This window comes from Flexivirga alba, assembly GCF_042661025.1.
GTDB lineage: Bacteria > Actinomycetota > Actinomycetes > Actinomycetales > Dermatophilaceae > Flexivirga > Flexivirga alba.
Window position 1 is genome coordinate 3,695,764 of the sequence record NZ_JBHSWH010000001.1, and the last position, 22,359, is coordinate 3,718,122.

23 protein-coding genes are annotated in these 22,359 nt (G+C 66.9%); 9 read left to right on the top strand and 14 right to left on the bottom strand.

All coding sequences use genetic code 11. The features are described 5' to 3' along the window. Window positions 1-4 precede the first annotated feature (4 nt). Window positions 5-1,117: a substrate-binding domain-containing protein gene (locus ACFQDH_RS18335; protein ID WP_382403825.1), complete on the bottom strand. Its 1,113-nt coding sequence runs from the start codon at window positions 1,115-1,117 to the stop codon at window positions 5-7. A gap of 211 nt (window positions 1,118-1,328) precedes the next feature. Between ACFQDH_RS18335 and ACFQDH_RS18340 the strand changes: the two genes are divergently transcribed. Together ACFQDH_RS18340 and ACFQDH_RS18345 are read left to right on the top strand one after the other, a co-directional pair. Continuing rightward, complete coding sequence (locus ACFQDH_RS18340) at window positions 1,329-2,336, top strand: LacI family DNA-binding transcriptional regulator (protein WP_382403826.1); 1,008 nt, start codon at window positions 1,329-1,331, stop codon at window positions 2,334-2,336. Continuing rightward, window positions 2,333-3,004: a nucleoside/nucleotide kinase family protein gene (locus ACFQDH_RS18345; RefSeq protein WP_382403828.1), complete on the top strand. Its 672-nt coding sequence runs from the start codon at window positions 2,333-2,335 to the stop codon at window positions 3,002-3,004. The genes ACFQDH_RS18340 and ACFQDH_RS18345 overlap by 4 nt, the downstream gene beginning before the upstream one ends. A 75-nt stretch (window positions 3,005-3,079) precedes the next feature. Here the strand turns inward: ACFQDH_RS18345 and ACFQDH_RS18350 are convergent, their stop codons facing one another. Beyond that, window positions 3,080-4,210 carry an aminotransferase class V-fold PLP-dependent enzyme gene (locus ACFQDH_RS18350; RefSeq protein ID WP_382403829.1) on the bottom strand — a complete coding sequence of 377 codons (1,131 nt, stop codon included), beginning with the start codon at window positions 4,208-4,210 and terminating at the stop codon, window positions 3,080-3,082. Window positions 4,211-4,318: 108 nt separating this feature from the next. Then, the gene (locus ACFQDH_RS18355; RefSeq protein ID WP_382403830.1) at window positions 4,319-5,149 is read right to left on the bottom strand and encodes a uracil-DNA glycosylase; all 831 of its coding nucleotides are present in this window, start codon (window positions 5,147-5,149) and stop codon (window positions 4,319-4,321) included. Window positions 5,150-5,195: 46 nt separating this feature from the next. Between ACFQDH_RS18355 and ACFQDH_RS18360 the strand changes: the two genes are divergently transcribed. Both ACFQDH_RS18360 and ACFQDH_RS18365 read left to right on the top strand, forming a co-directional pair. Next, window positions 5,196-5,999, top strand: coding sequence for a PIG-L family deacetylase (locus ACFQDH_RS18360; protein WP_382403831.1), 804 nt, complete (start codon window positions 5,196-5,198; stop codon window positions 5,997-5,999). Window positions 6,000-6,018: 19 nt separating this feature from the next. Beyond that, window positions 6,019-6,507 (top strand): MaoC/PaaZ C-terminal domain-containing protein, encoded by a 489-nt coding sequence (locus ACFQDH_RS18365; protein WP_382403832.1) that lies wholly within the window; start codon window positions 6,019-6,021, stop codon window positions 6,505-6,507. Between the two features lie 13 nt (window positions 6,508-6,520). Here ACFQDH_RS18365 and ACFQDH_RS18370 read toward each other — a convergent pair whose 3' ends face one another. Continuing rightward, window positions 6,521-7,276 (bottom strand): class I SAM-dependent methyltransferase, encoded by a 756-nt coding sequence (locus ACFQDH_RS18370; protein WP_382403833.1) that lies wholly within the window; start codon window positions 7,274-7,276, stop codon window positions 6,521-6,523. 163 nt (window positions 7,277-7,439) lie between these two features. Here ACFQDH_RS18370 and ACFQDH_RS18375 point away from each other — a divergent pair, with 163 nt between their 5' ends. Then, complete coding sequence (locus ACFQDH_RS18375) at window positions 7,440-8,957, top strand: class I adenylate-forming enzyme family protein (protein ID WP_382403834.1); 1,518 nt, start codon at window positions 7,440-7,442, stop codon at window positions 8,955-8,957. Between the two features lie 35 nt (window positions 8,958-8,992). On the opposite strand, the gene ACFQDH_RS18380 is transcribed toward ACFQDH_RS18375, so the two are convergent. The 5 genes from ACFQDH_RS18380 to ACFQDH_RS18400 form a co-directional block, all read right to left on the bottom strand. Further along, window positions 8,993-10,399, bottom strand: coding sequence for a DNA polymerase IV (locus ACFQDH_RS18380; RefSeq protein ID WP_382403835.1), 1,407 nt, complete (start codon window positions 10,397-10,399; stop codon window positions 8,993-8,995). Between the two features lie 17 nt (window positions 10,400-10,416). After that, the gene (locus ACFQDH_RS18385) at window positions 10,417-11,193 is read right to left on the bottom strand and encodes an MDR/zinc-dependent alcohol dehydrogenase-like family protein (RefSeq protein WP_382403836.1); all 777 of its coding nucleotides are present in this window, start codon (window positions 11,191-11,193) and stop codon (window positions 10,417-10,419) included. A 22-nt stretch (window positions 11,194-11,215) separates the two neighbouring features. Continuing rightward, the gene (locus ACFQDH_RS18390; RefSeq protein WP_382403837.1) at window positions 11,216-11,461 is read right to left on the bottom strand and encodes an alcohol dehydrogenase catalytic domain-containing protein; all 246 of its coding nucleotides are present in this window, start codon (window positions 11,459-11,461) and stop codon (window positions 11,216-11,218) included. A gap of 62 nt (window positions 11,462-11,523) precedes the next feature. After that, window positions 11,524-13,611 (bottom strand): RecQ family ATP-dependent DNA helicase, encoded by a 2,088-nt coding sequence (locus ACFQDH_RS18395; RefSeq protein ID WP_382403838.1) that lies wholly within the window; start codon window positions 13,609-13,611, stop codon window positions 11,524-11,526. Window positions 13,612-13,651: 40 nt separating this feature from the next. Next, a complete protein-coding gene (locus tag ACFQDH_RS18400; protein ID WP_382403839.1) occupies window positions 13,652-14,410 on the bottom strand; it encodes a lysophospholipid acyltransferase family protein in 759 nt (252 codons plus the stop codon). 44 nt (window positions 14,411-14,454) lie between these two features. On the opposite strand from ACFQDH_RS18400, the gene ACFQDH_RS18405 reads away from it, so the two are divergent. Beyond that, window positions 14,455-15,513: an LLM class flavin-dependent oxidoreductase gene (locus tag ACFQDH_RS18405; protein WP_382403840.1), complete on the top strand. Its 1,059-nt coding sequence runs from the start codon at window positions 14,455-14,457 to the stop codon at window positions 15,511-15,513. A gap of 19 nt (window positions 15,514-15,532) precedes the next feature. After that, window positions 15,533-16,072 (top strand): YbhB/YbcL family Raf kinase inhibitor-like protein, encoded by a 540-nt coding sequence (locus ACFQDH_RS18410; RefSeq protein ID WP_382403841.1) that lies wholly within the window; start codon window positions 15,533-15,535, stop codon window positions 16,070-16,072. A gap of 9 nt (window positions 16,073-16,081) precedes the next feature. Here ACFQDH_RS18410 and ACFQDH_RS18415 read toward each other — a convergent pair whose 3' ends face one another. Together ACFQDH_RS18415 and ACFQDH_RS18420 are read right to left on the bottom strand one after the other, a co-directional pair. Continuing rightward, on the bottom strand, window positions 16,082-16,765 hold the full coding sequence (locus ACFQDH_RS18415; protein ID WP_382403842.1) for a hypothetical protein: 684 nt from the start codon (window positions 16,763-16,765) through the stop codon (window positions 16,082-16,084). A 52-nt stretch (window positions 16,766-16,817) separates the two neighbouring features. Beyond that, window positions 16,818-17,657 carry a TrmH family RNA methyltransferase gene (locus ACFQDH_RS18420; RefSeq protein ID WP_382403843.1) on the bottom strand — a complete coding sequence of 280 codons (840 nt, stop codon included), beginning with the start codon at window positions 17,655-17,657 and terminating at the stop codon, window positions 16,818-16,820. 73 nt (window positions 17,658-17,730) lie between these two features. Between ACFQDH_RS18420 and ACFQDH_RS18425 the strand changes: the two genes are divergently transcribed. Next, on the top strand, window positions 17,731-18,717 hold the full coding sequence (locus tag ACFQDH_RS18425) for a hypothetical protein (protein WP_382403844.1): 987 nt from the start codon (window positions 17,731-17,733) through the stop codon (window positions 18,715-18,717). A gap of 3 nt (window positions 18,718-18,720) precedes the next feature. Here the strand turns inward: ACFQDH_RS18425 and ACFQDH_RS18430 are convergent, their stop codons facing one another. After that, a complete protein-coding gene (locus ACFQDH_RS18430) occupies window positions 18,721-19,488 on the bottom strand; it encodes a sulfite exporter TauE/SafE family protein (protein ID WP_382403845.1) in 768 nt (255 codons plus the stop codon). 8 nt (window positions 19,489-19,496) lie between these two features. After that, on the bottom strand, window positions 19,497-20,309 hold the full coding sequence (locus ACFQDH_RS18435; protein ID WP_382403846.1) for an ABC transporter ATP-binding protein: 813 nt from the start codon (window positions 20,307-20,309) through the stop codon (window positions 19,497-19,499). 84 nt (window positions 20,310-20,393) lie between these two features. Here ACFQDH_RS18435 and ACFQDH_RS18440 point away from each other — a divergent pair, with 84 nt between their 5' ends. Continuing rightward, entirely contained in the window at window positions 20,394-21,146 is a 753-nt protein-coding gene (locus tag ACFQDH_RS18440; RefSeq protein ID WP_382403847.1) for a hypothetical protein, read from the top strand. Here the strand turns inward: ACFQDH_RS18440 and glgA are convergent, their stop codons facing one another. Continuing rightward, on the bottom strand, window positions 21,147-22,343 hold the full coding sequence (gene glgA, locus ACFQDH_RS18445; protein WP_382403848.1) for a glycogen synthase: 1,197 nt from the start codon (window positions 22,341-22,343) through the stop codon (window positions 21,147-21,149). Window positions 22,344-22,359: the final 16 nt, after the last annotated feature.

Genomic DNA, 22,359 nt, shown 5'->3' on the forward strand with positions numbered 1-22,359 from the left:
TTCCTCACCCCCAGCACATCTTGGCGGCTGCCTTGGTGTTGATGCTGCTGACCCCGGACTGAGGGCTGTCGGTGTACAGCTTGGTGCCGGTGTTGAAGAAGTCCTTACCCTGCTGGTTCGTCGGCTTCTTCCCGGTCTTCACAAACTGCGCGATCGCGTCGACGCCCTCGGAGGCCATCTTGCCCGGGAACTGTCCGGCGGTGGCGCCCACCTGACCGCTGGACACGAAGGACAGGTTGCTGCAGCCGCCGTCGATCGCGACCACGGTCACGCCGGTCTTCCCACCCGCCTTCAGGGCGTGCGCGGCACCCTGCGCCGCCGGTTCGTTGATGGCATAGACCAGGTTGATGTTCGAGTCCTTCGACAGACACGTCTCCATTGCCGTCTGACCGCCGGTCACCGAGCCGTTCGTGGGCTGCTGGCAGGCGATCTTGTAACTTCCGCCCTTGCCGCCGGTGTACTGCCCGGACTTCGGCTCCTTGCCGTTGACATTGGGATTTCCCACCGGGATACCCATACCTTGCAGGAATCCGTGGTCCCGGTCCACGTCCACCGTGATGACCTGGTCGGAGAGGTCGTCGAGCATGGCGATATCCGCGGACTTGCCGTTCAGCTTGGCCGCCGCCCACTTACCATCGAGGGTGCCGGCTTGAGTGTTGTCGGTTGCATACGTCACGTCCGCGACGCTCGCCGGGATGGGTGGGGTGTCGACCGCGACGACGACGAGACCCGCTTTCTTTGCCTTCAGCAGTGCATTGTTCACAGCATCACCGTTGAGGCTGATGATGATTCCCTTGTCGCCGGCAGCGATCGCCTGCTCGATCTGAGTGATCTGCGACGTGGTGTCGTCATCGGATTTCCCGGCCGTCACCTGCAGCTCGATACCCTTCTTGGCGGCCTCCTGCTTGGCGGTCTTCTCCATCGAGATCCAATACGGGTTCGTGAACTCCTTGAGGATCAGCGCGACCTTCACCTTGCCGCCCTTCCCACCCGAAGTGCCTTGTGAGGATGCGGTGCCGCCGCTGCTGCACGACGTCAGCGCGAGAGCTCCCGCACCGATGCACAGCAACCCCGCGGCTACCCGGCGCTGCGGCCTCGTCTTTGCGTGACTGGTCATTTGAAACCTCCGGAACAACCCTTGAGTGTGTGATGCAAGACACGCTACGAGCATCGCAAACGCTTTGGCAAGCGTTTGCGAGCAACTCGCAAGCGTTTGCGTGATGGAGGGGTGGCGCTGTTAAATGTGTCGCAGACCACAGGCCGGGGCACCGTCTCCTGGACGTCACTGGTCAGAGCGCACGAGGTGGAGGTATCGGAGCATGGTCAAGATGGCCGACGTGGCGGCAAGCGCCGGGGTGTCGATCACCACCGTCTCGCACGTACTGAACGACACTCGCCCGGTCAGCGAGGAGCTACGGCAACGGGTTTACCAGGCGGTCAACGAAACCGGTTTCACACCGAACAGCGTCGCCCGCGCGCTGGTCACGCAGAACACGATGTTGATCGGTGTCGTCATGTCGTTCCTGTCGAACCCGTTCTTCGCGCCACTCGTGTCCCAGATCGACCGGACCGCACGTCGCCGGGGATACACGCTCCTACTCACCGAGAACCACGAGAACGCCGCCGACGAGGTCACCCAGGTCAAGGTCATGCTCGACCGGCGGGTGGACGGGATCATCATTGCGCCGGCAGCGCAGCACATCGAGCAGATCATCAACCGACTGGAGACGAGCGGAACCCCGACTGTATTGGTCGACCGACTCTCCGACGGAGAGTTCGACGAGGTCGGGGCGGACAATGTCCAGCCGACCGCTCATCTTGTCGAGCACCTGGCCGAACACGGCCATACTCGCATCGGGTTCATCAGCGGACGTCCCGGCTTGTCGACAACGGTCGAGCGGTTGGCCGGCTATCGCCTCGGCCTCGAGCAGGCCGGTTTGCCCTACGACCGCAGACTGATTCGTGCCGGCGCCTCTCAGATCGGACCCGCACGCCGCGCCGTCAAGGCACTCATGAGCGGGGCGCAGCCGCCGACCGCCCTGGTGAGTGCCAACAACGCGATGACCGTGGGTACGTTGCGCGGTTTGCGCGACCTCGGCCTGCGAGTACCCAACGACGTCGCGGTCGGTGCGTTCGACGACTTCGAGTGGGCCGATCTCATGTCACCCAGGCTGACCACGGTCGCCCAACCCATTCCTGAGATCGGCAGCCTTGCCACTCGGCTCCTGCTCCGCCGCATCGACGGGTACGACGGACCGACCGAGCGTCACGCCCTGTCCTCGACGTTCCATCGACGGGAGTCGTGCGGTTGCACCGACACGGAGAACGATCAGTGATCGATCCCCAGCACTCCCAACACGTTTCGGCAACCCACGTGCCGGAGCTCGTCGCCCGCGCCGAGAGATTGGCCACGGCGGGCACGCGCCGACTGCTTGCAATCGCCGGTCCTCCCGGCTCGGGTAAGAGCACCCTCGCTGCCGCACTGCTCGACCAACTCCCTGCCGGTCACGCTGCCCTGGTGCCACAGGACGGATTCCATCTCGCGGACACAGTGCTCGCCGACCTCGGCTTCACCGCTCGCAAGGGCGCACCCGAGACGTTCGACGCGGAGGGGTTCTTCTCGTTGCTGACTCGACTACGCAACCCAACGGGGCCCGTTATCTACGCGCCGAACTTCAACCGAGAGTTGGAGATGGCGGTCGCCGGATCGGTACCCGTTCCCCTGGAAACACCACTGGTCATCGTCGAAGGCAACTACCTGCTCCTCGACTACGAGCCGTGGAAGTCAGGGCGTGCGCTCTTCGACGAGACCTGGTACCTCGACGTGGCGGACACCACGCGTCAGTCACGCTTGATCCAACGCCATCAAGAATTCGGCAAGTCGCCCGAGCAAGCCGCGGTGTGGGCTCTCGGGAACGACGAGCAGAACGCCGACGTCGTCCGACGCTCGGCGGGCGTCGCGGACCTGATCATCCATCTCGCTCAGCGCGACACCGACGGGTAGCACACCAGACCACGCACCCACTGCCCGACTTGTTCGCCGGCCTCTGAGGTAGCACCGGGTCGGTCGCCGGGAGCTTCAGTCGGCGAGCTTGTCCAATGCAGCACGAAAACGCAGCACCGTGCCGTCGACGTCGGCCAGCTTGTCCAGCCCGAAGAGGCCGAGCCGGAACGTCGAGAAGTCCTCCGGCTCGCCGCACTGCAGCGGCACACCGGCCGCGATCTGCAGCCCGGCCGGCTTGAACTTCGCGCCGCTCTGCAGCTCGGGGTCGTCAGTGTGGACGACAACCACTGTGGGAGAGGCGAATTCGGCATCAGCCACCGACTTGAAGCCGGCTTCGGCCAACACCACCCGCAGCCTCGCACCGAGGTCGACCTGCGCCGCGCGCAGCTTCTCGAGGCCGATCTCACGCGCCTCCACCATGAGTTCGGCGTTGTGCGCGAGGCTGTCGGTCGGCAGGGTCGCGTGGTAGGGCGTCTTGCCCTCGACATACGACTCGGTGATGAACAGCCACTTCTTGAGGTCCATCGCGAAACTTGTCGAGGTGGATGCCTCGACGGCGTCACGAGCCGCCTCGTTCAGCATCACGTACCCCGCGCAGGGAGTGCCGCTCCAGCCCTTCTGCGGCGCGGTGAGGAGAACGTCCACACCCAGGTCACTCATGTCGACCCAGAGTGCACCGGACGCGACACAGTCGAGCACGAAGAGCCCACCGACCTCGTGGGTGGCGTCGGACACAGCTCGCACGTAGTCGTCGGGCAGCACGATTCCCGATGCCGTCTCGACGTGCGGCGCGAAGACGACCTGCGGTCGCTTGTCGCGGATCGCGGCGACGACCTCGTCGACGGGTGCCGGGCGCCATGCGGCCTGGTGCTCGTCACTCACTTGCCGCGCCGCGCAGACCGTCACGTCGTCGGTGATGTGACCGGCGTCGAAGATCTGCGACCAGCGGTAGGAGAACGCTCCATTGCGTATGACGAGCGCGCGCTTGCCGGAGGCCAGTTGCCGCGCGATCGCCTCCATGCCGTAGGAGCCGCCACCCGGGACGATCGCGACGGTGTGCGCACTGTAGGTCGTGCGCAGTACGTCGATGATGTCCTGCATCACGCCCACAAAGCGCTTCGACATGTGGTTCAGCGAGCGGTCGGTGAAGACGACCGAGTACTCCAGCAGGCCGTCCGGGTCGATGTCATCGTGTGGCAAGTTCACGATCGAACCGTGCCACACATCCCCGTGGTCCTGGAAGCTAGGTCCACGTCACGGGCATCCGGTCGCTGTCGTCATACGCGGAATGCCGTTCGCCGGAAGGTAGAAGACTCAACCCAGTTCGCGAACCGTCGCGATGACGTCGTCGAGCATCGCCTCGGTGAGACGACCGGTGAAGGTGTTCTGCTGACTGACGTGGTAGCAGCCAACTAGTTCGATGGGTCCGCTCGGCGTGGACAAAGTGGCGCGGGCACCATGCCCGAATTTCGGCTTCGGTCGCGGGACCTCCCAGCCGATCGCGCGGGCCGTGGAAATGGTTGCGTCCCAACCGATCCCGCCGAGCACGAGTATGACGCGAAGCCTGTCGGCGGAAAGCTGCAGCTCTTTCTCCAACCACGGCCGGCAGGTCGACTTCTCCCCCGTCGTGGGCTTGTTCGCCGGTGGCGCGCAGTGCACCGGTGCCGTCATACGTATGCCGTGCAACTGCAGCCCGTCGCCTGCGGCGACCGATGACGACTGAGTCGCGAAACCACCGCGATGCAGCGCTCCGAAGATCCAGTCGCCGGATCTGTCCCCGGTGAACATGCGGCCGGTCCGGTTCGCGCCGTTGGCGGCCGGGGCCAGACCGACGATCAGCCGGGTGGCGTCGGGATCGCCGAATGATGCGGCCGGCCGGCCCCAGTAGGGCTCCGCCGCGAACGACCTGCGACGACCGGTGGTCGCGATCTCCTCGCGCCACGCGACGAGCCGCGGGCAGGCGCGGCATACAGACACAAGGGCGTCCAACTCGGCGATCGACCCTGCGGAGCGGGCCAGGCGTCGTACCCCGGCAGGGGTCTTGGCAACCGGTGTCTGCGCCGTAGCGGGGTCGCCCGGCCAGCCGGTCCCGGGCTCCACCGGAGACTCGAAGGACTGTCCGGTGACGGGATGGGGATCGCTCATGACTCACTTGTATCGGGTGTCGGTGGCCCGTGCAAAGATTCCTCAGGTGTCGACGATCGTGTTCTTCCACGCCCACCCCGATGACGAGAGCTCGCAGACCGCCGGTTCGATGTCGCGCGCTTCCGACGAAGGGCACCGGGTCGTTGTCGTCTATGCCACTGGCGGGGAGCACGGTGAGGTGCCCGATGATCTCGGGCCGGACGAGACCCTCGCAGCCCGACGCCGTGCCGAGGCCGAGGCGTCAGCCCGCATCACCGGCACCGCACGAGTTGCGTGGCTGGGCTACCACGATTCGGGCATGACCGGCTGGGAGCAGAACACTGATCCGATGTCGTTCCACCAAGCGCCGCTCGACGAGGCTGCGGCTCGGCTGTCCACGATCCTGGACGAGGAGGACGCCGACGTGCTCGTCGGTTACGACTGGCACGGCAGCTACGGCCACCCCGACCACGTCAAGGTCCATGCGGTCACATACGCCGCTGCCGCGAGGGCCGCCCGCGCACCACGGGTGCTCGAGGAGACCATGAACCGCGACGTCATGCGGACCCAGATGCAGGCTGCTCGCGACGCTGGCATGGGTGAGTCGTTCGACCCGGACGGGCCGATGGACGACGGCAACCCGATGGGTATGCCGGAAGCCGAACTTCACTGGGCCGTGGACGTTTCCGGCTACATCGAGCGCATTCGTGCTGCCATGCAGGCGCATCGCAGCCAGGTGTCCGACATCGGCATGTTCATGTCGATGCCGCCCGAGGTCTTCGCCGCTGCGTTCGGCACCGAATATTTCATCGAGCGCGGCCGCCCTGCCGGCATGGTGCACGGCTGGTTCCTCGACGCGTCGTCTCGCTGATCCGGAGGACTCCAGAATCATGAATGGCGAAGAGTCCGCTCAGACCGGCACGCCACAGCTGCTGTCCGCCGAGGCTCTGCCTGTAGGACGTGAAATCTCTTGCGGCAGCTACGAAGTCACCGAGGAAAGCATCCGCGATTTCGCCTCGCAGTGGGACCCGCAATACTTCCACGTCGATCGCGCACGCGCGGCGGACAGCGACTTCGGTGGCTTGATCGCCAGTGGGCTGCACGCGATGTCCATTTATCAGCGGCTCGTTGTCACTGCCTTCTATCAGCGGTATGACGTCATCGCCGGCCGCCGTTTCCGACAGGTCAACTTCCTGCGGCCGGTCCGCGCCGGAGACGTGCTGACCTGCACGGCGATCGTGCAATCGGTCGACCCGGACAAACCCGGCCGGTCCACCGTCATCATCGACGGCTACCTGCACAATCAGGATGGCAAGCCCGTGCTGGAGCTCGAGCTGGACTGTCTAGTGCGGTCGCAACTACCGGCCGTGCCGGACTGACGCCGAGACCCACTCAGGGACGGTGCACGCGCACCAGCAACCGCGTGGAATGCGCCACGAAAGCTCCATCGGCCCGGATCCGCTCGTCCAGCGCACGCAGTTGCTCGGCATACCGCTGCACGCTGAAGTCGGGCACCCACCACACGCACTTGCGCAGAATGTAGACGACCGCTCCGATGTCGAAGAACTCCATCCGGCAGCGGGCGCTGCGGATCTCATCAACGACCAGGCCGGCCGCCGTCGCACCCTCCTGGTCGTGCCGCGGGTGTCGCCCGTCGCGGACCTCGGCAGGCAGTGGGCCCAGGAACCACTCGATGAGTTCGAAGGCCGACGCCGGTCCCACGTGCTGCCCCAGGTAACGGCCATCGGGTCGCAGCACCCGAGCCACCTCTGACCACGGTGTCGACACAGGATGGCGGGACGACACCAACTCGAACGACCCGTCCGGCCACGGCAGCGGTTCGTCGACGTCGGCAGCGACCACCTCGACTCCCCTGGGAACCAATCGTTTTCGCGCAACCTCAACATTCGGTGGCCAGCCTTCTGTCACGGCCGTGAAGGCAGGCAGGATCGGCGCCGAGTCCAGCACTTCTCCGCCGCCGGTCTGCAGGTCCAGGGCACTGTCAACCTCGGACAGCGTCGCAGCCAGCATTCGCGCATAGCCCCACTCGGGGCGTTCTTCGGTGGCGCGTCCATCCAGCCAGGAGAAGTCCCAGCCCGACACGTTCACCGTGGCCGCTTCGTCGATCAGTTCGTCATACGAGCGCATACCTTCCATGCTGCTGCCGCAGTCAACCGGGTATCTGCCGAACGGGAACCCCACTCCCGACGGTGGCGTGGTTTATGTCGCCTGTCGTGACCTGGACCGGCGCATACTGGCAGGGCTCTGCGCTCTCCCTCTGCACACCAGATCTCTCCGCCAGGAGCACGCCATGGCACATCTCGCCGAGGTCCTCTCTCGGACTGCTGCTCGGGTCCCCGACAGGGTGGCGCTGCAGTTCGGTTCGACCGCAACGACCTACGCCGAGCTGGACGGACAGGTCAATCAACTCGCCCGCGAACTGGCGGCGCACGGGCTGCACAAGGGCGACCGGCTGGTCCTGCTTTCCGGCAACAGCGATGCCTTCGTCGTGGCCCTGTATGCCGGACTGCGGCTCGGAGCGGTCCTCGTGCCGGTCAATCCGCGATCCGCCCCGCCGGAGATCGACTATTTCGTCTCCGACTCCGGCGCCGTGATGCTGCTGTTCGGGACCGAGATGCTCGAGCCGGTTCGCACATGGCGATGCGCAGCCGCTCCGAGCACGCTGATCCCGTCGTTCGCACTCGGTGCGGCCGACGGGTTCGACGACATCCTCACCGCCGCTTCCCGGCGCTCGACCGAGCCACTCGGCGTAGAACTACACGAGAACGACGACGCGCTGATCATCTACACCTCCGGGACGACGGGCCGGCCAAAGGGTGCGCTGCTCGACCAGCACCGCGTCCTCTGGGTAGGCGTCAACACGGCGCTCGGCCTCGGTCTGCGCGAAGGCGAGCGGATGCTGCATGTGGCACCGCTCTACCACTCCGCCACACTGAACATGCTGCTCATCGGCGGCATGATGTATGGCGCAACGCACGTCATACTGCCCAGCTTCGACCCGGCGCAGGTGTTGGCCACCATCGAGCGCGAGCGGATCAGCTTCTTCTTCGGTGTCCCGACGATGTACACCTTCATGTTGCGCGACCCGTCGGTGTCGACACTCGACCTGTCCAGTCTGCGGGTCTGCATGTACGGCGCGGCACCGATGCCCGCCACCACGGCCCGCGCACTGATGGCGGCGCTGCCGAACACAGCCGTCATTCAGGCCTGCGGCCAGACCGAGGGCGGACCGGGAGGCATGCTGCTGCAACACGACGAGGTCCTCGCGAAGCCGAGCGCCAGCGGCCGGCGCGCGATCCCGAACACGGAGGTCCGCATCGTCGATCCCGACGGCGACGACGTGGCAGCTGGCGAGGTCGGTGAGATGATCATGCGCGGCGAAACGATGATGAAGGGCTACTGGGGCAAACCGGAGGCCACGGCAGAGACTGTCCGGGACGGGTGGCTGCACACCGGAGACCTCGCCACGATCGACGACGAGGGCTACATCACCATCGTCGACCGGATGAAGGACATGATCATCACCGGCGGCCACAACGTCTACTCCGCCGAGGTCGAGAAGGCACTCGCCGGACACCCAGCGGTGGGTGACGTGGCCGTCATCGGCCGGCCCGACGATGTGTATGGCGAACGTGTCGTGGCGGTGGTCACGCCACGGGAGGGAACCGAGCTCACGCTGGACGAGCTGGTGGAATTCGGCGCCACCCAGCTCAGTGCCTACAAGCTGCCACGGGAGCTGGTCATCGGCCAGATCCCCCGCAACCCGTCGGGCAAGATTCTCAAGCACACGTTGCGGGACCAGTTGTGACGAGCAGCACCGTCCACGCCGGCTGACCGGTCACCTCACCACTGCGGCGGGTCCGCCTTGCTCAACTCCGGGTCGTCGACACGGAACGTGAGTACCCGGCCCGGCCGGGTTGTCGGTCCCTCGAAGCGCACGGTGACCCGGCCGAGGCCACTGCCCCAGACCCAGCCGGCGCCGTACTCGGAGTGCGCGATGTCCTGACCCGGCCACCATGTCGGTGGTCCGTCGCCCGTGTATGCCGCCGGACTGGGCGTGCGTCGAACGTCGCCGGCCGGGGTGGCCGGCACGTCCATATCCACGGCCGCCTCCTCCGGCTCGGTCCCGTCGGAATCGGTGAAGGGCAACTGAGCCGCTAAGTGCACCTCCGGCTCGTCGAACCGGAGTTGCTCCTGCGCGTGCGCGCTCAGCCCCGAAACGCCAACACCCAACAACCGCAGGCCGTTCGAGACGTCGACCCCTGCAAGCAACCGCCGTGCCACGTCGAGGATCACCCCGGCATCCCCGGTGGGGTGCAGCAATGTCTCCGAGCGGGTAGAGGTGGCGAAGTCGTGCTGCCGAACCTTGATGGTGACAGTTCGCGCGAACGCCGCTGACTTGCCGAGTCGCGCCGCGGTCCGCCGGGCCAGACTGACCAGCTCGGCGTCCAGTACCTCACGATCGACGACATCGTGCTCGAAGGTCTCCTCGGCGGAGACGCTCTTGGCCTCTCGCTCGACCACGACCTCCCGATCGTCCCGTGCCCGCGCCAACTCGTGCAGGCTGCCGCCGTGTGCCGAGCCGAAGATGCTCACCAGGTCGGCGCGCTCCATGCGCTGCAGGTCGGCGACCGTCTCAACTCCGAACGACCTCAGCCGGGCCTCGGTGGCCGGACCGATCCCGCTCACGACACGCACCGACAGCGGCCCGAGCAATTGCAGCTCTCGCCCCGGCGGCACGACGACCAGCCCGGCCGGCTTCTCCAGCTCGGACCCGATCTTGGCCAGCATCTTGGAGCTCGCGATGCCCGCCGATGCGGTCAAACCGCCTGTGGCATCTTGGATTTCGGCGATCAGCCGCTCGGCGACGGCTCGCACTCCGGCAGCACTCAGGTCGATGTCCGCGGCTGCGGCGAGGTCGACATACGCCTCGTCGACGCTGACCTGCTCCACGACAGGCGACACCGAACGCAAGAGGTCCATGACGATGCGACTGGACTCGCGATAGGCGTCACCGCGTGGGTAGAGGAATGCCGTTCCTGACGGGCACCGGCGCCGTGCCTCGGCCGTCGGCATCGCCGACCGGGCGCCGAACCGGCGGGCTTCGTATGACGCGGTCGCCACCACTCCGCGGGCACCGATCCCACCGACGCACACCGGTTTACCGCGCAGTGAGGGCTTGTCGCGCTGCTCGACCGCTGCGAAGAATGCGTCGAGGTCCAGATGCATGATGCTGGCCGTGGATCGCACTGCGCCATTCTCCCTGATCAGAGGGTCAGCACGACCTTGACGTCGTCGTCCTGGAGCGCGAACGCGTCGGCAAACTTCTCCAGCGGCACTCGTCGGGTGACCAACCGCTCCAACCATTTCAGGTCGGCAGCCGCGAGCGCTTTCGCCGCCGCTTCGTAGTGGCGCAGGTTGGCATTCACCGAGCCCACGACCGCGCCGTTGCCCAGCACCGCCACTCGGTTGATGGTGCCGAGGTCGACGGTCTCCTGATCACCGGGGTCGGAGATGCCGGTCAGGACGGTGATGGCATACGGCTTGGGGTTGCCGAGCGCAGCCTTGATGACCGGTGTTGCACCGGTCCCCTCGATGATGACGTCGGGTTCGATCGTGTCGATCACCTTGTCGACGGGGTCGGAGTGATAGGTCCCGCCAAGGTCTTTGACCAGTTGCGGCTTCGGGCCGTCCTTCACCCGGTCCAGCACGTGCACGTCGAGCCCGCGGGCAGCGCCGATCATCGCGGCCAGGAGGCCGATCGGCCCGGCACCGGTGATCAGCACCGAATGCGGCTCGAACCACGCACGGCCACCGATTCGGTCGACCTGCTCCCACGCTTTCGCGACCACCGTGGTCGGCTCCATCAGCATGCCTACCGACTCCAGCGCCGGGTCGAGCTTCACCGCATGCTCGGCATGGACCCGCCACTGCTCTGCCGCGAACCCGTGCAACGACTTGATGCCGTGCTCGGTGTATTCGCCGTTCCGGCACATGTCCCACTCACCGTGCGCGCATGCGCCGCACGGCTTCGGGTCAGGCATCCGCACCACGCCGACGATCAGGTCACCGGCGGCGAAACCACTCCTCCGGCGCTTCTCGCACCCGGCCGAGCGACTCGTGACCGAGGATCAGCCGCTCCGAGCCCTCCGGCGCCCACCCGTAATCCCCGTCGGCGAGCTCGTGGTCCGTGCCGCACACGCCGACGGCAAGGCCGTCGACCAGGACATCCCCGAGAGCCGTGTCCGGCTCGGGCATGTCCTCCACCGCAAGGCTGCCGGACTTTCCAGGGATGACCGTGAGTGCTCGCATGTCGTCGAAGTTACCGGACGTCCTCGGGAGAACTGGTGAACCCCGGGCCAACGGCCGGTGCGTCAGCCAATTGTTCGATGCAGCAACAGCGGAAGTATGACGCGAGCTCCCGCCATACGCAGTCTTGCGGCGGCGACCGTGACGACCCAACCGGACGATGAGGCGTCGACGACGAGGAGCACAGATTGTCCGGCAGCATCGGGAGTCTCGCTGTCTTCCAAGGCATCTCGCCAGAAGGTGGCTTCATCGACCGACGTCGCATCTGCCGGTGGTGTCGCGTCGACCGCCCAGCGCTGCACCGGAAGCCGTCCCGCCGCACCGAGTGCGTCGGCCACGCCGCCGACCAACCGAGGATGCCCGGCAGCGCTCAGCGCCACGATCAGCTCCGGACGTTCGCTCCAGGTCCACTGCGCCAGGGTGCGCACACACGCTTCGACGAGATCGGCGGGCGGCGGCGCGTCGGACCGCAGCGCGCCGGCCAGCAGGTCGCCCCACTCGGGCGCGTCGGCGTGCACGATCACCCGGCCCTCCTCGGCAGCCTCGGCCGCGGGGATCCGGCCGCGCCGACCAAAAGTGCCACCGGGCCACATCTTGCGCGACTCCAGAACCTGCTGCCCCGAACGGAGCAGCTGCCGCACCCCGGTGATCGTCTCAGCGGCAGCGCCTGGCTGCAGTGGGTCCGGCAACCGGCCCAGACACACCGAGCATCGGCCGCAGGGCTCTGCCTCCGGATCGTCGAGCGACTGCTGCAGCAGTTGCATCAGGCATTGGTCGCCGCGGATGTAGCTGCGCATGATGTCGGCCTCGCGGCGGCGGACCGCGAGCACACCGTCGTAATGCGCCTGGTCATAGCTCCACTCGGTGCCGGTCGCGCTCCATCCGTCGGCGGTGCGCTCGGTGATGCCATCGACCGCGAGCTGCTTGAGCAACAGATCGACCTTGGTGCGACGCAGTCCGCTCTCTGCCTCCAGCTGCGGCACCGACATCGGCTGCCCCGCTCCGCCGAGCGCATCGAGCAGTCGGCGCACCTGCGGCTCCTTGGGGATGGTCGCGGTCGCGAAATAGTCCCAAACGCCGTCATCCCCCGCGGACGGCAACAGCGCCACCAGCGCATGATCGATCGCACGGCCGGCACGACCGACCTGCTGGTAATAGGACACCGGCGACGGCGGCGCCCCGACGTGTATGACGAACCCCAGATCCGGCTTGTCGTAGCCCATCCCGAGCGCCGAGGTGGCCACGAGCGCCTTGACCCGGTTGCCGCGCAGGTCTTCCTCCAGGGCTTCCCGCGAGTCGGAGTCCAGCTGCCCGGTGTATGCCGCCACAGGCACATCCGCGCCATGGCGACTGCGGATGGCTTCGGTCAGTCGACCTGCGTCGGCGACCGTCAGCGTGTAGACGATGCCCGAGCCCGGCAGTTGCGGCAGATGATCGACCACCCACGCAAAACGCTGTAGCGGGTCTAGTTGCGGAAGCACCGCAAGCTGCAGACTGGCCCGCGCCAGCGGGCCGCGCAGGACGAGTGTGCCCTCGCCGAACTGCGCCGCAATGTCATCGACCACCCGCGCATTGGCGGTTGCGGTGGTCGCCAGCACGGGAGTCTCCGGGTTGAGCCGGCGCAGCACGTCCGTCACCCGGCGGTAGTCGGGCCGGAAGTCATGTCCCCAGTCGGACACCGAGTGCGCTTCGTCGACCACGACCAGCCCGAGGGCGCCAGTCAGCGACTTCATCACCCGCGCACCGAACGTCGGGTTGGCCAGCCGCTCCGGTGAGACCAGCAGCACGTCGATCGCGCCAGCGGCGAGATCTTCCTCGATCTGTTGCCATTGACCGATATTGGAGCTGTTGAGCGTCGCCGCCCGCAGGCCGGCACGCTCGGCCGCGGCGACCTGGTCGCGCATCAGCGACAGCAACGGAGAGATGACCAGGGTCGGTCCCCGCCCCTGCGCCCTCAGCCAGGACGTGGCGATCCAGTAGACCGCGGACTTGCCCCAGCCGGTCGCCTGCACGACAAGCACGCGCGCACCCGGCCGAGTCAGCGCCTGCAGCGCTTCCAGCTGTCCGTCACGCAGCCGCGCACCAGGACCGGCGAGAACCCTCAGGGTTTCGTCGGCGACGGTCTCGATCGCCCTAGAAGTCACGCTCGTCATGGTGTCAGTCTGTGAGTCGGCACTGACAACCACCGCGCTGTCAGCCGTTCGCAGCCCGCTTGGCTGCCTTTTCCTGCGCTTCCTTCGCGTCCAATGCGTTGGCTTCCTCGAGCGTCGGCGCCGTGCCACCGAGACGAGCCGGCAGGTACTTCAGATCATCACCGGTCAGCGTCTCGTAGCTGTCCTGCACCGCGTGCAGCATGGTTTCCATCCGAGCACGCAAAGCAGCGGTTTCCGCGTCGACATCAGCATCGGCTGCGATGTCGATCGGCGTACCGACATCGAGCCGGATCGGCACCTTGGGACGCCGCATCTGGCGCGGCAGGTCCTTGGTCCAGACGCGCTGCGAACCCCAGATGATCAGCGGTATGACGGGAACGCCCGCCTCTTGCGCCATACGGACGGCCCCGGACTTGAAGTCACGCAGCTCGAACGACCGGGAGATGGTGGTCTCGGGGAAGACACCGATCAGCTCGCCGCCCCGCAAGGCGTCGACCGCGGCACGATAGGCACCCGCGCCGGCGGCCCGGTCGACCGGGATGTGCTTCATACCGCGCATCAGCGGACCGGAGATCTTGTGGTCGAAGACGTCCTTCTTGGCCATGAAGCGCACCAACCGGCCGACGTCGAGCGCCGAATAGCCGGCGTAGGAGAAGTCGAAGTAACCGATGTGGTTCATCGCAATCACCGCCCCGCCGGTGCGTGGGAGGTTCTCGGACCCGGTACGTTCGAATTTCAGCCCTTGTACGGCGAAGACGCCGCGGGCGAAGTTGATGACGCCGGAGTAGATCGGTTCCATGGCTGGAACCCTACCGACCCGTAGCCAATCGCCCGATTCGTGGAATGCGAGGTCCTCCCCGTGACGTTGCACGTGGCGTGACTGCTGCCGCCATACCCCTGTCCGTGCTGGACCTCTCCCCCATCGCCTCGGGCCGCACCGCCTCCCAAGCACTGCAAGAGACGATCGCCCTCGCGCAACATACTGAATCCCTTGGTTATCAACGGTATTGGGTTGCCGAGCACCACAACATCCCCAGTGTCGCGAGCTCATCACCGGTCGTGATGATTGCCACCGTCGCGGCCGCCACCCAGCGCATCCGGGTCGGCGCGGGCGGCATCATGCTGCCCAATCACGCGCCGTTGCAGGTCGCCGAGACGTTCCGGGTGCTGGAAGCCCTGCACCCCGGCCGGATCGACCTCGGCCTGGGTCGCGCTCCGGGCACCGACCAGCTGACCGCATTCGCTCTGCGCCGCAGCAAAGAGGCGCTGGCTGCCGACGACTTCCCGCAGCAATACGCCGAATTGCGTGCGTATGTCGACGGATTCCCGGACGATCATCCGTTCGCGCCGATCAGTGCACAGCCGACGGATGTGCCGCTGCCGCCGATCTGGATCCTCGGCTCCAGCCTGTATGGCGCACAGGCCGCCGGCCTGCTCGGCACCAACTTCGCCTTCGCCGGTCACTTCGGCAGTGTCGACCCTCGGGAAGCATTCGATGCCTACCGCAATTCGTTCCAACCGAACGGTCGGCCGGACGGGCTGACCGAGCCGCACAGCATGCTCGCGGTGTCGGCGATCGCCGCCGATACCGCCGAGCGCGCAACGCAACTCGATCTGGCAGCCTCATTGTCCACTGTTCGGCTGCGACAGAACCGTCCCGGCCCGCTGCCCACACCCGAGGAAGCAGCGGCGCACGAGTGGACCCCGCTCGAGCACGGCATCGTCGAGAAGCTGGGTCGGTTCGTCACCTCCGGCACCGGCGAGGAGGTCTACAAGGGCATCGTCGCGCGGGCTCAGGACTGCGGTGCGGACGAGCTGATGATCACCACCAACGTGCACGACCCGGCGGAACGTCGGGCGTCATACACGCTGATTTCGCAGGCCGCTCGCGCGGGTTCCTGACCAGAAGTACGTTGGGAACATGGATCTCGAACGCCCTGAAGCCCCTGACCCCTACTCCCTGCTGCCGCGCACCGCGTCACTCACAGTGACCAGCGAGACCTTCGCCGATGGCGACCCTCTGCCGGACGAACAGGTTTACAACGACTGGGGATTCACCGGTGGCAACGTGTCGCCGCAACTGTCCTGGTCCGGCGCACCGGAGGGCACCAAGGGTTACGTCGTGACCTGCTTCGATCCGGACGCCCCGACACCGTGCGGCTTCTGGCACTGGCTACTGCTCGGCATACCGGCTGACGTGACCTCGCTACCCGCAGGTGCGGGCTCCGGGACCGGCCTGCCCGAGGGCGCCTTCCAGTTGCGGAACGACTTCGGGGACAAGGCGTATGACGGCGCGGCCCCGCCGGTCGGCGACCGCCCGCACCGCTACATGTTCGCGGTGCACGCGGTCGGCGACGACCTCGGCGTGGACGACTCGGCGAGCGGCGCGGTCGCGATGTTCACCACGGGCGGGAGTCTCCTCGCCCGTGGTGTCATCACGGCGTCATACCAGGCGAAATAGCTTCTCGGGTCAGCGAGTCGGCGGTTCGCCGTTGCCGCTGTCCTCGGGATCCGTTGTGTGCGCGTGACGGCCGAACAGCCGGTTGACCGTGTCTCGCGGCTTCAAGCCGTCCGATTCATCCGCACCGTGCTCTGTTGCCGTGCCGTCGGCATCGCCTTCGGGACGAACGACCCGCTCCTGGTCGTGTGTCGCCGGACGCTCGTCACCGACTGAGCCGTCCGGGCGCACGACGTGTTGCCGCTCACGTGCGGCCTCCTCAACCGGCTGGTCGGTGTTCGGGTCGACCCGGCTCTCACCGTCACCGCGGGAGCCCGTGCCCTCGACGCGATTGCCGTGCCGGTCAGTAGGAGTGTCGGGGTCAAGGCGATCGGCCTTCTTCAACGTCTCCTGGTGATCGCGCTCGACCGCCTCTGCGGTCTTCCGCTCGTGCTCGGCCTCAGCCTCCAACTCGGCCGCCTTCCGCTGCTTCTCCTCGGCCTCGGCCCGTGCGCGCTCCGCCTGCTCTTCCGCCGTCTCCGCCCGGTGACGGCTCTCGACGACGGTGCCTTCGTTGTCCTTGGCCCTGCCGCGCAACTGCTGCGCCTGGTCCCGTCGAGCTGCAGTACGTCGCTTGCCCTGCCACGCTGCGATGAGAACGAGGATCACGATGACGACGATGATCGCGATGATGATCCACCAAGTCTTGGTATCCATGACGTACCTTTCGGTCGGATCTGAAATGTCGCTGGTTACCTGAAACTACTGGTCATTCGATGCCAGCGGTAATGCTGGGGCCTGTGAGGCGTGTCGCCCACAGCACGACGGCAGTGGCAGCAGCGACGTTGAGCGAATCCACTCCGCCGGACATCGGGATCCGCACCACGAGGTCGCTCGCGTCCACGGTGCGTCGGCTCAGCCCGTCGCCCTCCGTGCCCAGCACCATCGCCAATCGGTCCGGCGGATCCGCAGCCAGCTCGTCCAGCGTGATCGCGTCGTCGTGCAGTGACAACGCGGCCACCGAGAAGCCGTGTGCCTGCAGCGTGTCGACCGAGCCGGGCCACGGATCGATGCGCGTCCACGGCACCTGGAAGACCGTGCCCATCGAAACCCGCACACTGCGCCGATAGAGCGGGTCCGCACATCGCGGCGTGATCAGCACGGCGTCGACTCCCAGTGCGGCCGCAGAACGGAAGATCGCGCCGACGTTCGTGTGGTCGACGATGTCCTCCAGCACCACCACCCGTCGAGCGTGACGCAGCAGTTCGGTGTATGGCGGCAACTGCGGCCGATGCATCGACGCGAGTGCGCCACGATGCAGGTGGAAGCCCGTCATCTCCTCGATCACGTCATCCGCCCCGACATACACAGGGATCCCGTCGCGATCGGCCTGCTCGACCAGGTCGGCGAGGTCCGTCAGCCAACGCCGCCCCATCAGGTAGGAACGCGGCCGATGGCCCGCTCCGAGCGCGCGGCGGATGACTTTCTCGCTCTCGGCGAGGTAGAGGCCGTTCTCCGGCTCGACCCGGCGCCGCAGCGCCACATCGGTCAGCCGGAAGTAGTCGCGCACCCGCTCGTCGGCCGGGTCGGTGATCTCGATGACTGGCACAGCAGATCAGCCTAGGACGCGAGTTTCGGCAAGCTCACGTCGCAGGCGTTATCGGAGCACTACCGTTCCCGCCATGCCCGATGCATCGATCTCCTGGTCGGATCTGCAGCACCTCATGATCACGCCGCAACCCGATCTCACGGTGCGCGGGATCGTCAGCACCGATGAGCACGAGCTGTATTTCGGCAGCTTCGAGTCGGAGCACCAGGCACCCCCACTGACCCCGATCGTGCTCGCCGACGAGGACGGGCCGGCAACGCTGCACGTCAGGATCAAGGGTGCACGGCACCGACTCGACCGTCTTGACGGCACTGTCTTCTTCATCCAGGACACCGACCGGGCATGGCAGTTCCACGATGAGCACCCGAACCGCCCGGACGAGGGCGGCAGCGAGGTCAGTTACGTCGGGACGGTCTGGAGTCTCGTGGTCCGACCGGACCGCGACCGCTTCGAGGGCAACGACTTCACCCGTCCCACCGGACCACCCCGCGCGACCGAATACCTCGGCCGCGCAGCGTGGGAGGTGCAGTTGGCGCCACCGTCGCACAAACCCTTTCCTCTCACGTATGTCGTCGACGCCGAGACCGGGCTGCTGCTCCAGGAACGCAATGAGCGCGCCGGGTTGCTCGCGGGCTGGCTCGAATTCGAAGTCGGCGCGGACATCGATGATTCAGTCTTCGGCTGGAACGGTCCGGTGGTGACCGAGGAGGAGCGCGACGCCGCCATGTGGGCCGAAATCCAAGCCGAGAGGCGAGAAGGCGCGGCGTGGGTCGAGCAGCACATCACGCCGCAGCCAGTGACGGTGCAACTCACCTACACCGGGCCCATCCAGGTCAACGAGCATGAGAAGGACGGCTCCTTCGACGGCTGTCTCGGCAGCGACCCGACACTTTCGATCGGCAGACGCCCCCTCGGGCGGCGCGACTTCTGGAGGGCCGACGCCTCGACATACCAGTGGACCAGTGGCGAGTGGCGCTGGCAGGTCATGGCGCATGGCGCAACGCTGACCCCGGAATCGCTCCGTTCATTGCAGGAACAGTTGCGCGCGCTTCCCGACTGACGATCAGAGCATCGTTGCGATCGCGATGACACCGACGACGACGATGAACGCGCGGAGCAACCACGGTGGCAGCTTGCGCCCGACCTTCGCGCCGATGAATCCACCGATGAGGGAGCCGATCGCGATCAGCAGCGCCACCGACCAGCGCACGTTGTGGAACGACACGATGATGAACGTGATCGCCGCGACGGCGTTGACGACCGTGCTGAGGATGTTCTTGATGCCATTGAGCCGCTGCAGCGGGTCCGACAGCATCGCGCTCATCAGGCCCATCAGCAGCACACCCTGCGCGGCGCCGAAGTAGCCGCCATACGCTCCTGCGGCGAAAACCCCTGCCAGGAGCATGATTCGGCGGCCACGGGACATCTCCGCGTCGGCCTCCGGATGCCGCTGCGCTGCCCGCTTCTGCAGCCAGGGTCCGATCACGACCAGCACGATGCCCAACAGAATCAGCGTCGGGACGATCTTCTTGAATGCCGACGGCGGCAGCCAGATGAGTAGCAGAGCGCCGGTGACGCCACCGAGCAGCGACATCGGCACGAACTGTCTCAGCCGGTCACGAGCACCGGAAACCTCGGCCCGGTAGCCCCAGGATCCGGAGACGCCGCCGGCCACCAGGCCCACGGAGTTGGAGATGTTGGCCGGCACCGCGGGATAGCCGAAGGCCAACAGCGTCGGGAAGGTGATCAGCGTGCCCGAACCGACGACGGTGTTGATGGTGCCCGCGGCAACCCCGGCAAGGGTGATCAGCAGGATGTGGGTGAGGGACACGGCGTCGGTCAGTGCGCGGCGTGGCGTCCACGAGGGCGCTGCACGGCCCGTGCAGCCCACCGGTCACCGACCCGCTCCAGGGTGAGTTCGAGCCCGAAGGTCGCACTGAGGTTCTCGGCGGTCAGCGTCGATTCGAGGGGACCGGCGGCGACGACCTTGCCGTCGCGCAACAGCAGTACGTCGGTGAAACCGGGTGGGATCTCCTCCACGTGGTGGGTCACCAGCACCAGTGCGGGCGCTTCGATGTCCAGCGCGATCTCACCCAGGCGGCTGACGAGATCTTCGCGTCCACCGAGGTCGAGACCCGCTGCCGGCTCATCGAGCAGCATCAGCTCGGGATCGGTCATCAGGGCTCGCGCGATCTGCACCCGCTTGCGCTCGCCCTCGCTCAGCGTCCCGTAGCGACGCTCCGACAGGTGGCCCGCCCCGACCGCATCCAGCAGCTCGCGCGCGCGGCCGTGGTCCAGCTCGTCATACTTCTCGCGCCACCGCCCGACCATGCCGTATGCCGCCGTCACGACGACGTCACTCACGCGCTCGCCGTTCGGAATGCGCTCGGCAATTGTGGCTGATGCCAAGCCGATTCGCGGCCGCAGCTCGAAGACGTCCACCGTGCCGAGCACTTCGGTCAGCACGCCCGCCACACCGGCGGACGGATGCATCCGGGCAGCGGCGATCTGCAACAGGGTCGTCTTCCCGGCGCCGTTCGGGCCGAGCACGACCCAGCGTTCGCCCTCCTCGACCTCCCAGTCGACGCCGTCCAGCAGCCGTTTCTGACCGCGAACAACGCTCACTCCGGCGAGTGCCAGCACATCCGACATGAAACGCACCTTACGGCGTGCCCTCCTCGTGACGGTGACCGGTCAGCAGTTGGTCTTGCGGTCGCGTCATACGCTGGTGCGGCCATGTCCGATCTGCCAGCCGCCGTCCGCCTCAGCCTGTGGGTCACCGCTGCCTGGGCGGGACATCTCGACCTCGACGAGGCGTTGCGCAGGGCGCTGCCCGATGCCGATAACGTCGCCGGCGATGTCGGGGAGCTGGCCACGTGGCAGGACTTCGGGGAACGTGTACTCGCGTGTGCGCTGCCGCGTGCCGGCGACATCTCGGGCATGCCGCGTGGCAATCCCGAACTCAACGCTGCCGCAACCGAATCCGGTGAATGTGTCTACGTTCCTGGCATCGGCGGCGCGCTTGTCCCGTCGATCGAGATCTTCGGGCCTGAGGGCGACGAAGGTATGACGGTCCGGTTGACCGCCTTCGACTGTGCTCCCACCCCCGCCCACCGGTTGGAAGAGCTGCACGAGTCACAGATCGAGCGCGAACTGCGGACCAGACTCGCTCGTGCGACGGCTGCACTCGAGTCGCTCGACATCCAGCCGTTCGCCGGCTCGACGCTACGGGCGCAAGCGGATGAGGTCGCCACGCTGCGCGAGTGGGGTCTACCGTCCGGACTTCCCGGACGAGCGATCCGCATCCTGCAGACCGCCGGAACAGTCGGCGCCGCAGTGGATTTCGCCCTTGGCCACTCCCACGCGCTCGATGTGACGGCCGATGCGGAGCGCCACCGCGCGCTGCGCGAACTGCAGTCGCTCACCGACCGCTCGATGGCGCAGGCGACCACCGCGGCGGCACTGCACCTCGCCGGGATGCGCGCGTGACTACCGAACCAGCGAGTCATAAACCTGCTGCGTGCGCTGGGCGATGGTGTCCCAAGCGAACTCACGCACTGCGCGCTCGCGCCCGGCCACACCGCGCCGGTGCGCTTCGGCGGCATCACCCACCGCGTTGGTCAGTGTCCGCGCCAGGTCGGCGACGAACCGGTCCGGGTCTCTCGGGGTGCCGGTGCCGTCGGTGACCTGATCGATCGGGACGAGCCAGCCGGTGTCGCCGTCGGCCACCACCTCGGGGATGCCACCGGTCGCGGTGCCGACCACGGGGCAGCCGCACGCCATGGCCTCGAGGTTGACGATGCCGAGCGGTTCGTAGACCGACGGGCAGACGAAAACTGTTGCAGCAGAGAGCAAAGCGATGACCTCGGCGCGCGGGAGCATATCCGGGATCCACACCACACCGTCGCGCGACTCGCGCAGGCCGGCGACCAGATCCTCGACCTCGCGCAGGATCTCCGGGGTGTCCGGGGCACCTGCGCACAGAACCAACTGGACCTCCGCAGGCAGCTCGGCGGCCGCACGCAGCAGGTAAGGCAGCCCCTTCTGGCGAGTGATGCGTCCCACAAAGATCACGGTCGGCGCCTCTGGGTCCAGACCGTGCTTTCGGACCGTCGCCTTCGCTTCGGCACTGGTGTCCCGGTGCCACAAGTCCGAGTCGATGCCGTTGTGCACGACGTGCACCTTCGCGGGGTCCAGCTCCGGATAGCTGGCGAGCACGTCCTTGCGCATCCCGTGGCTGACCGCGATCACGGCGGCAGCCGCGTCATACGCCGTGCGCTCGATGTATGACGAAACCCGGTATCCCCCGCCGAGTTGCTCCGCCTTCCACGGGCGCATCGGTTCCAGGCTGTGCGCCGTCACCACGTGCGGAACGCCGTGCAGCAAGGACGCGACGTGGCCGGCAAAGTTGGCGTACCAGGTGTGCGAGTGCACCACGTCCGCGCCGGCGCAGTCGTCCGCCATACGCAGATCGACTCCCATGGTCTGCAGCGCCGCGTTCGCGCTGCCGAGCTCCGGCAGATCGGCATACCCGGTCGTGTCCGTCTCGTCCACCGGACGACCGAAGGCGCGTACCTGCACCGTGTCGCCCAGCTGTCTTAGTGCGCGCACCAGTTCCGCGACATGCACGCCCGCGCCGCCGTAGATGTTCGGCGGATATTCCTTGGTCAGCAGATCCACTCTCACAACCCCTGACGCTAGC

What these genes read in the sequence shown, in the direction of transcription:
- ACFQDH_RS18355 (WP_382403830.1), bottom strand. Translation starts at nt 5,149, where the DNA reads ATGAGCGATCCCCATCCCGTCACCGGACAGTCCTTCGAGTCTCCGGTG.
- ACFQDH_RS18390 (WP_382403837.1), bottom strand. Translation starts at nt 11,461, where the DNA reads ATGCGAGCACTCACGGTCATCCCTGGAAAGTCCGGCAGCCTTGCGGTG.
- ACFQDH_RS18335 (WP_382403825.1), bottom strand. Translation starts at nt 1,117, where the DNA reads ATGACCAGTCACGCAAAGACGAGGCCGCAGCGCCGGGTAGCCGCGGGG.
- ACFQDH_RS18425 (WP_382403844.1), top strand. Translation starts at nt 17,731, where the DNA reads ATGCCCGATGCATCGATCTCCTGGTCGGATCTGCAGCACCTCATGATC.
- ACFQDH_RS18440 (WP_382403847.1), top strand. Translation starts at nt 20,394, where the DNA reads ATGTCCGATCTGCCAGCCGCCGTCCGCCTCAGCCTGTGGGTCACCGCT.
- ACFQDH_RS18410 (WP_382403841.1), top strand. Translation starts at nt 15,533, where the DNA reads ATGGATCTCGAACGCCCTGAAGCCCCTGACCCCTACTCCCTGCTGCCG.
- ACFQDH_RS18395 (WP_382403838.1), bottom strand. Translation starts at nt 13,611, where the DNA reads ATGACGAGCGTGACTTCTAGGGCGATCGAGACCGTCGCCGACGAAACC.
- ACFQDH_RS18365 (WP_382403832.1), top strand. Translation starts at nt 6,019, where the DNA reads ATGAATGGCGAAGAGTCCGCTCAGACCGGCACGCCACAGCTGCTGTCC.
- ACFQDH_RS18400 (WP_382403839.1), bottom strand. Translation starts at nt 14,410, where the DNA reads ATGGAACCGATCTACTCCGGCGTCATCAACTTCGCCCGCGGCGTCTTC.
- ACFQDH_RS18415 (WP_382403842.1), bottom strand. Translation starts at nt 16,765, where the DNA reads ATGGATACCAAGACTTGGTGGATCATCATCGCGATCATCGTCGTCATC.
- ACFQDH_RS18370 (WP_382403833.1), bottom strand. Translation starts at nt 7,276, where the DNA reads ATGCGCTCGTATGACGAACTGATCGACGAAGCGGCCACGGTGAACGTG.
- ACFQDH_RS18340 (WP_382403826.1), top strand. Translation starts at nt 1,329, where the DNA reads ATGGCCGACGTGGCGGCAAGCGCCGGGGTGTCGATCACCACCGTCTCG.
- ACFQDH_RS18385 (WP_382403836.1), bottom strand. Translation starts at nt 11,193, where the DNA reads ATGCCTGACCCGAAGCCGTGCGGCGCATGCGCGCACGGTGAGTGGGAC.
- ACFQDH_RS18435 (WP_382403846.1), bottom strand. Translation starts at nt 20,309, where the DNA reads ATGTCGGATGTGCTGGCACTCGCCGGAGTGAGCGTTGTTCGCGGTCAG.
- ACFQDH_RS18375 (WP_382403834.1), top strand. Translation starts at nt 7,440, where the DNA reads ATGGCACATCTCGCCGAGGTCCTCTCTCGGACTGCTGCTCGGGTCCCC.
- ACFQDH_RS18405 (WP_382403840.1), top strand. Translation starts at nt 14,455, where the DNA reads ATGCGAGGTCCTCCCCGTGACGTTGCACGTGGCGTGACTGCTGCCGCC.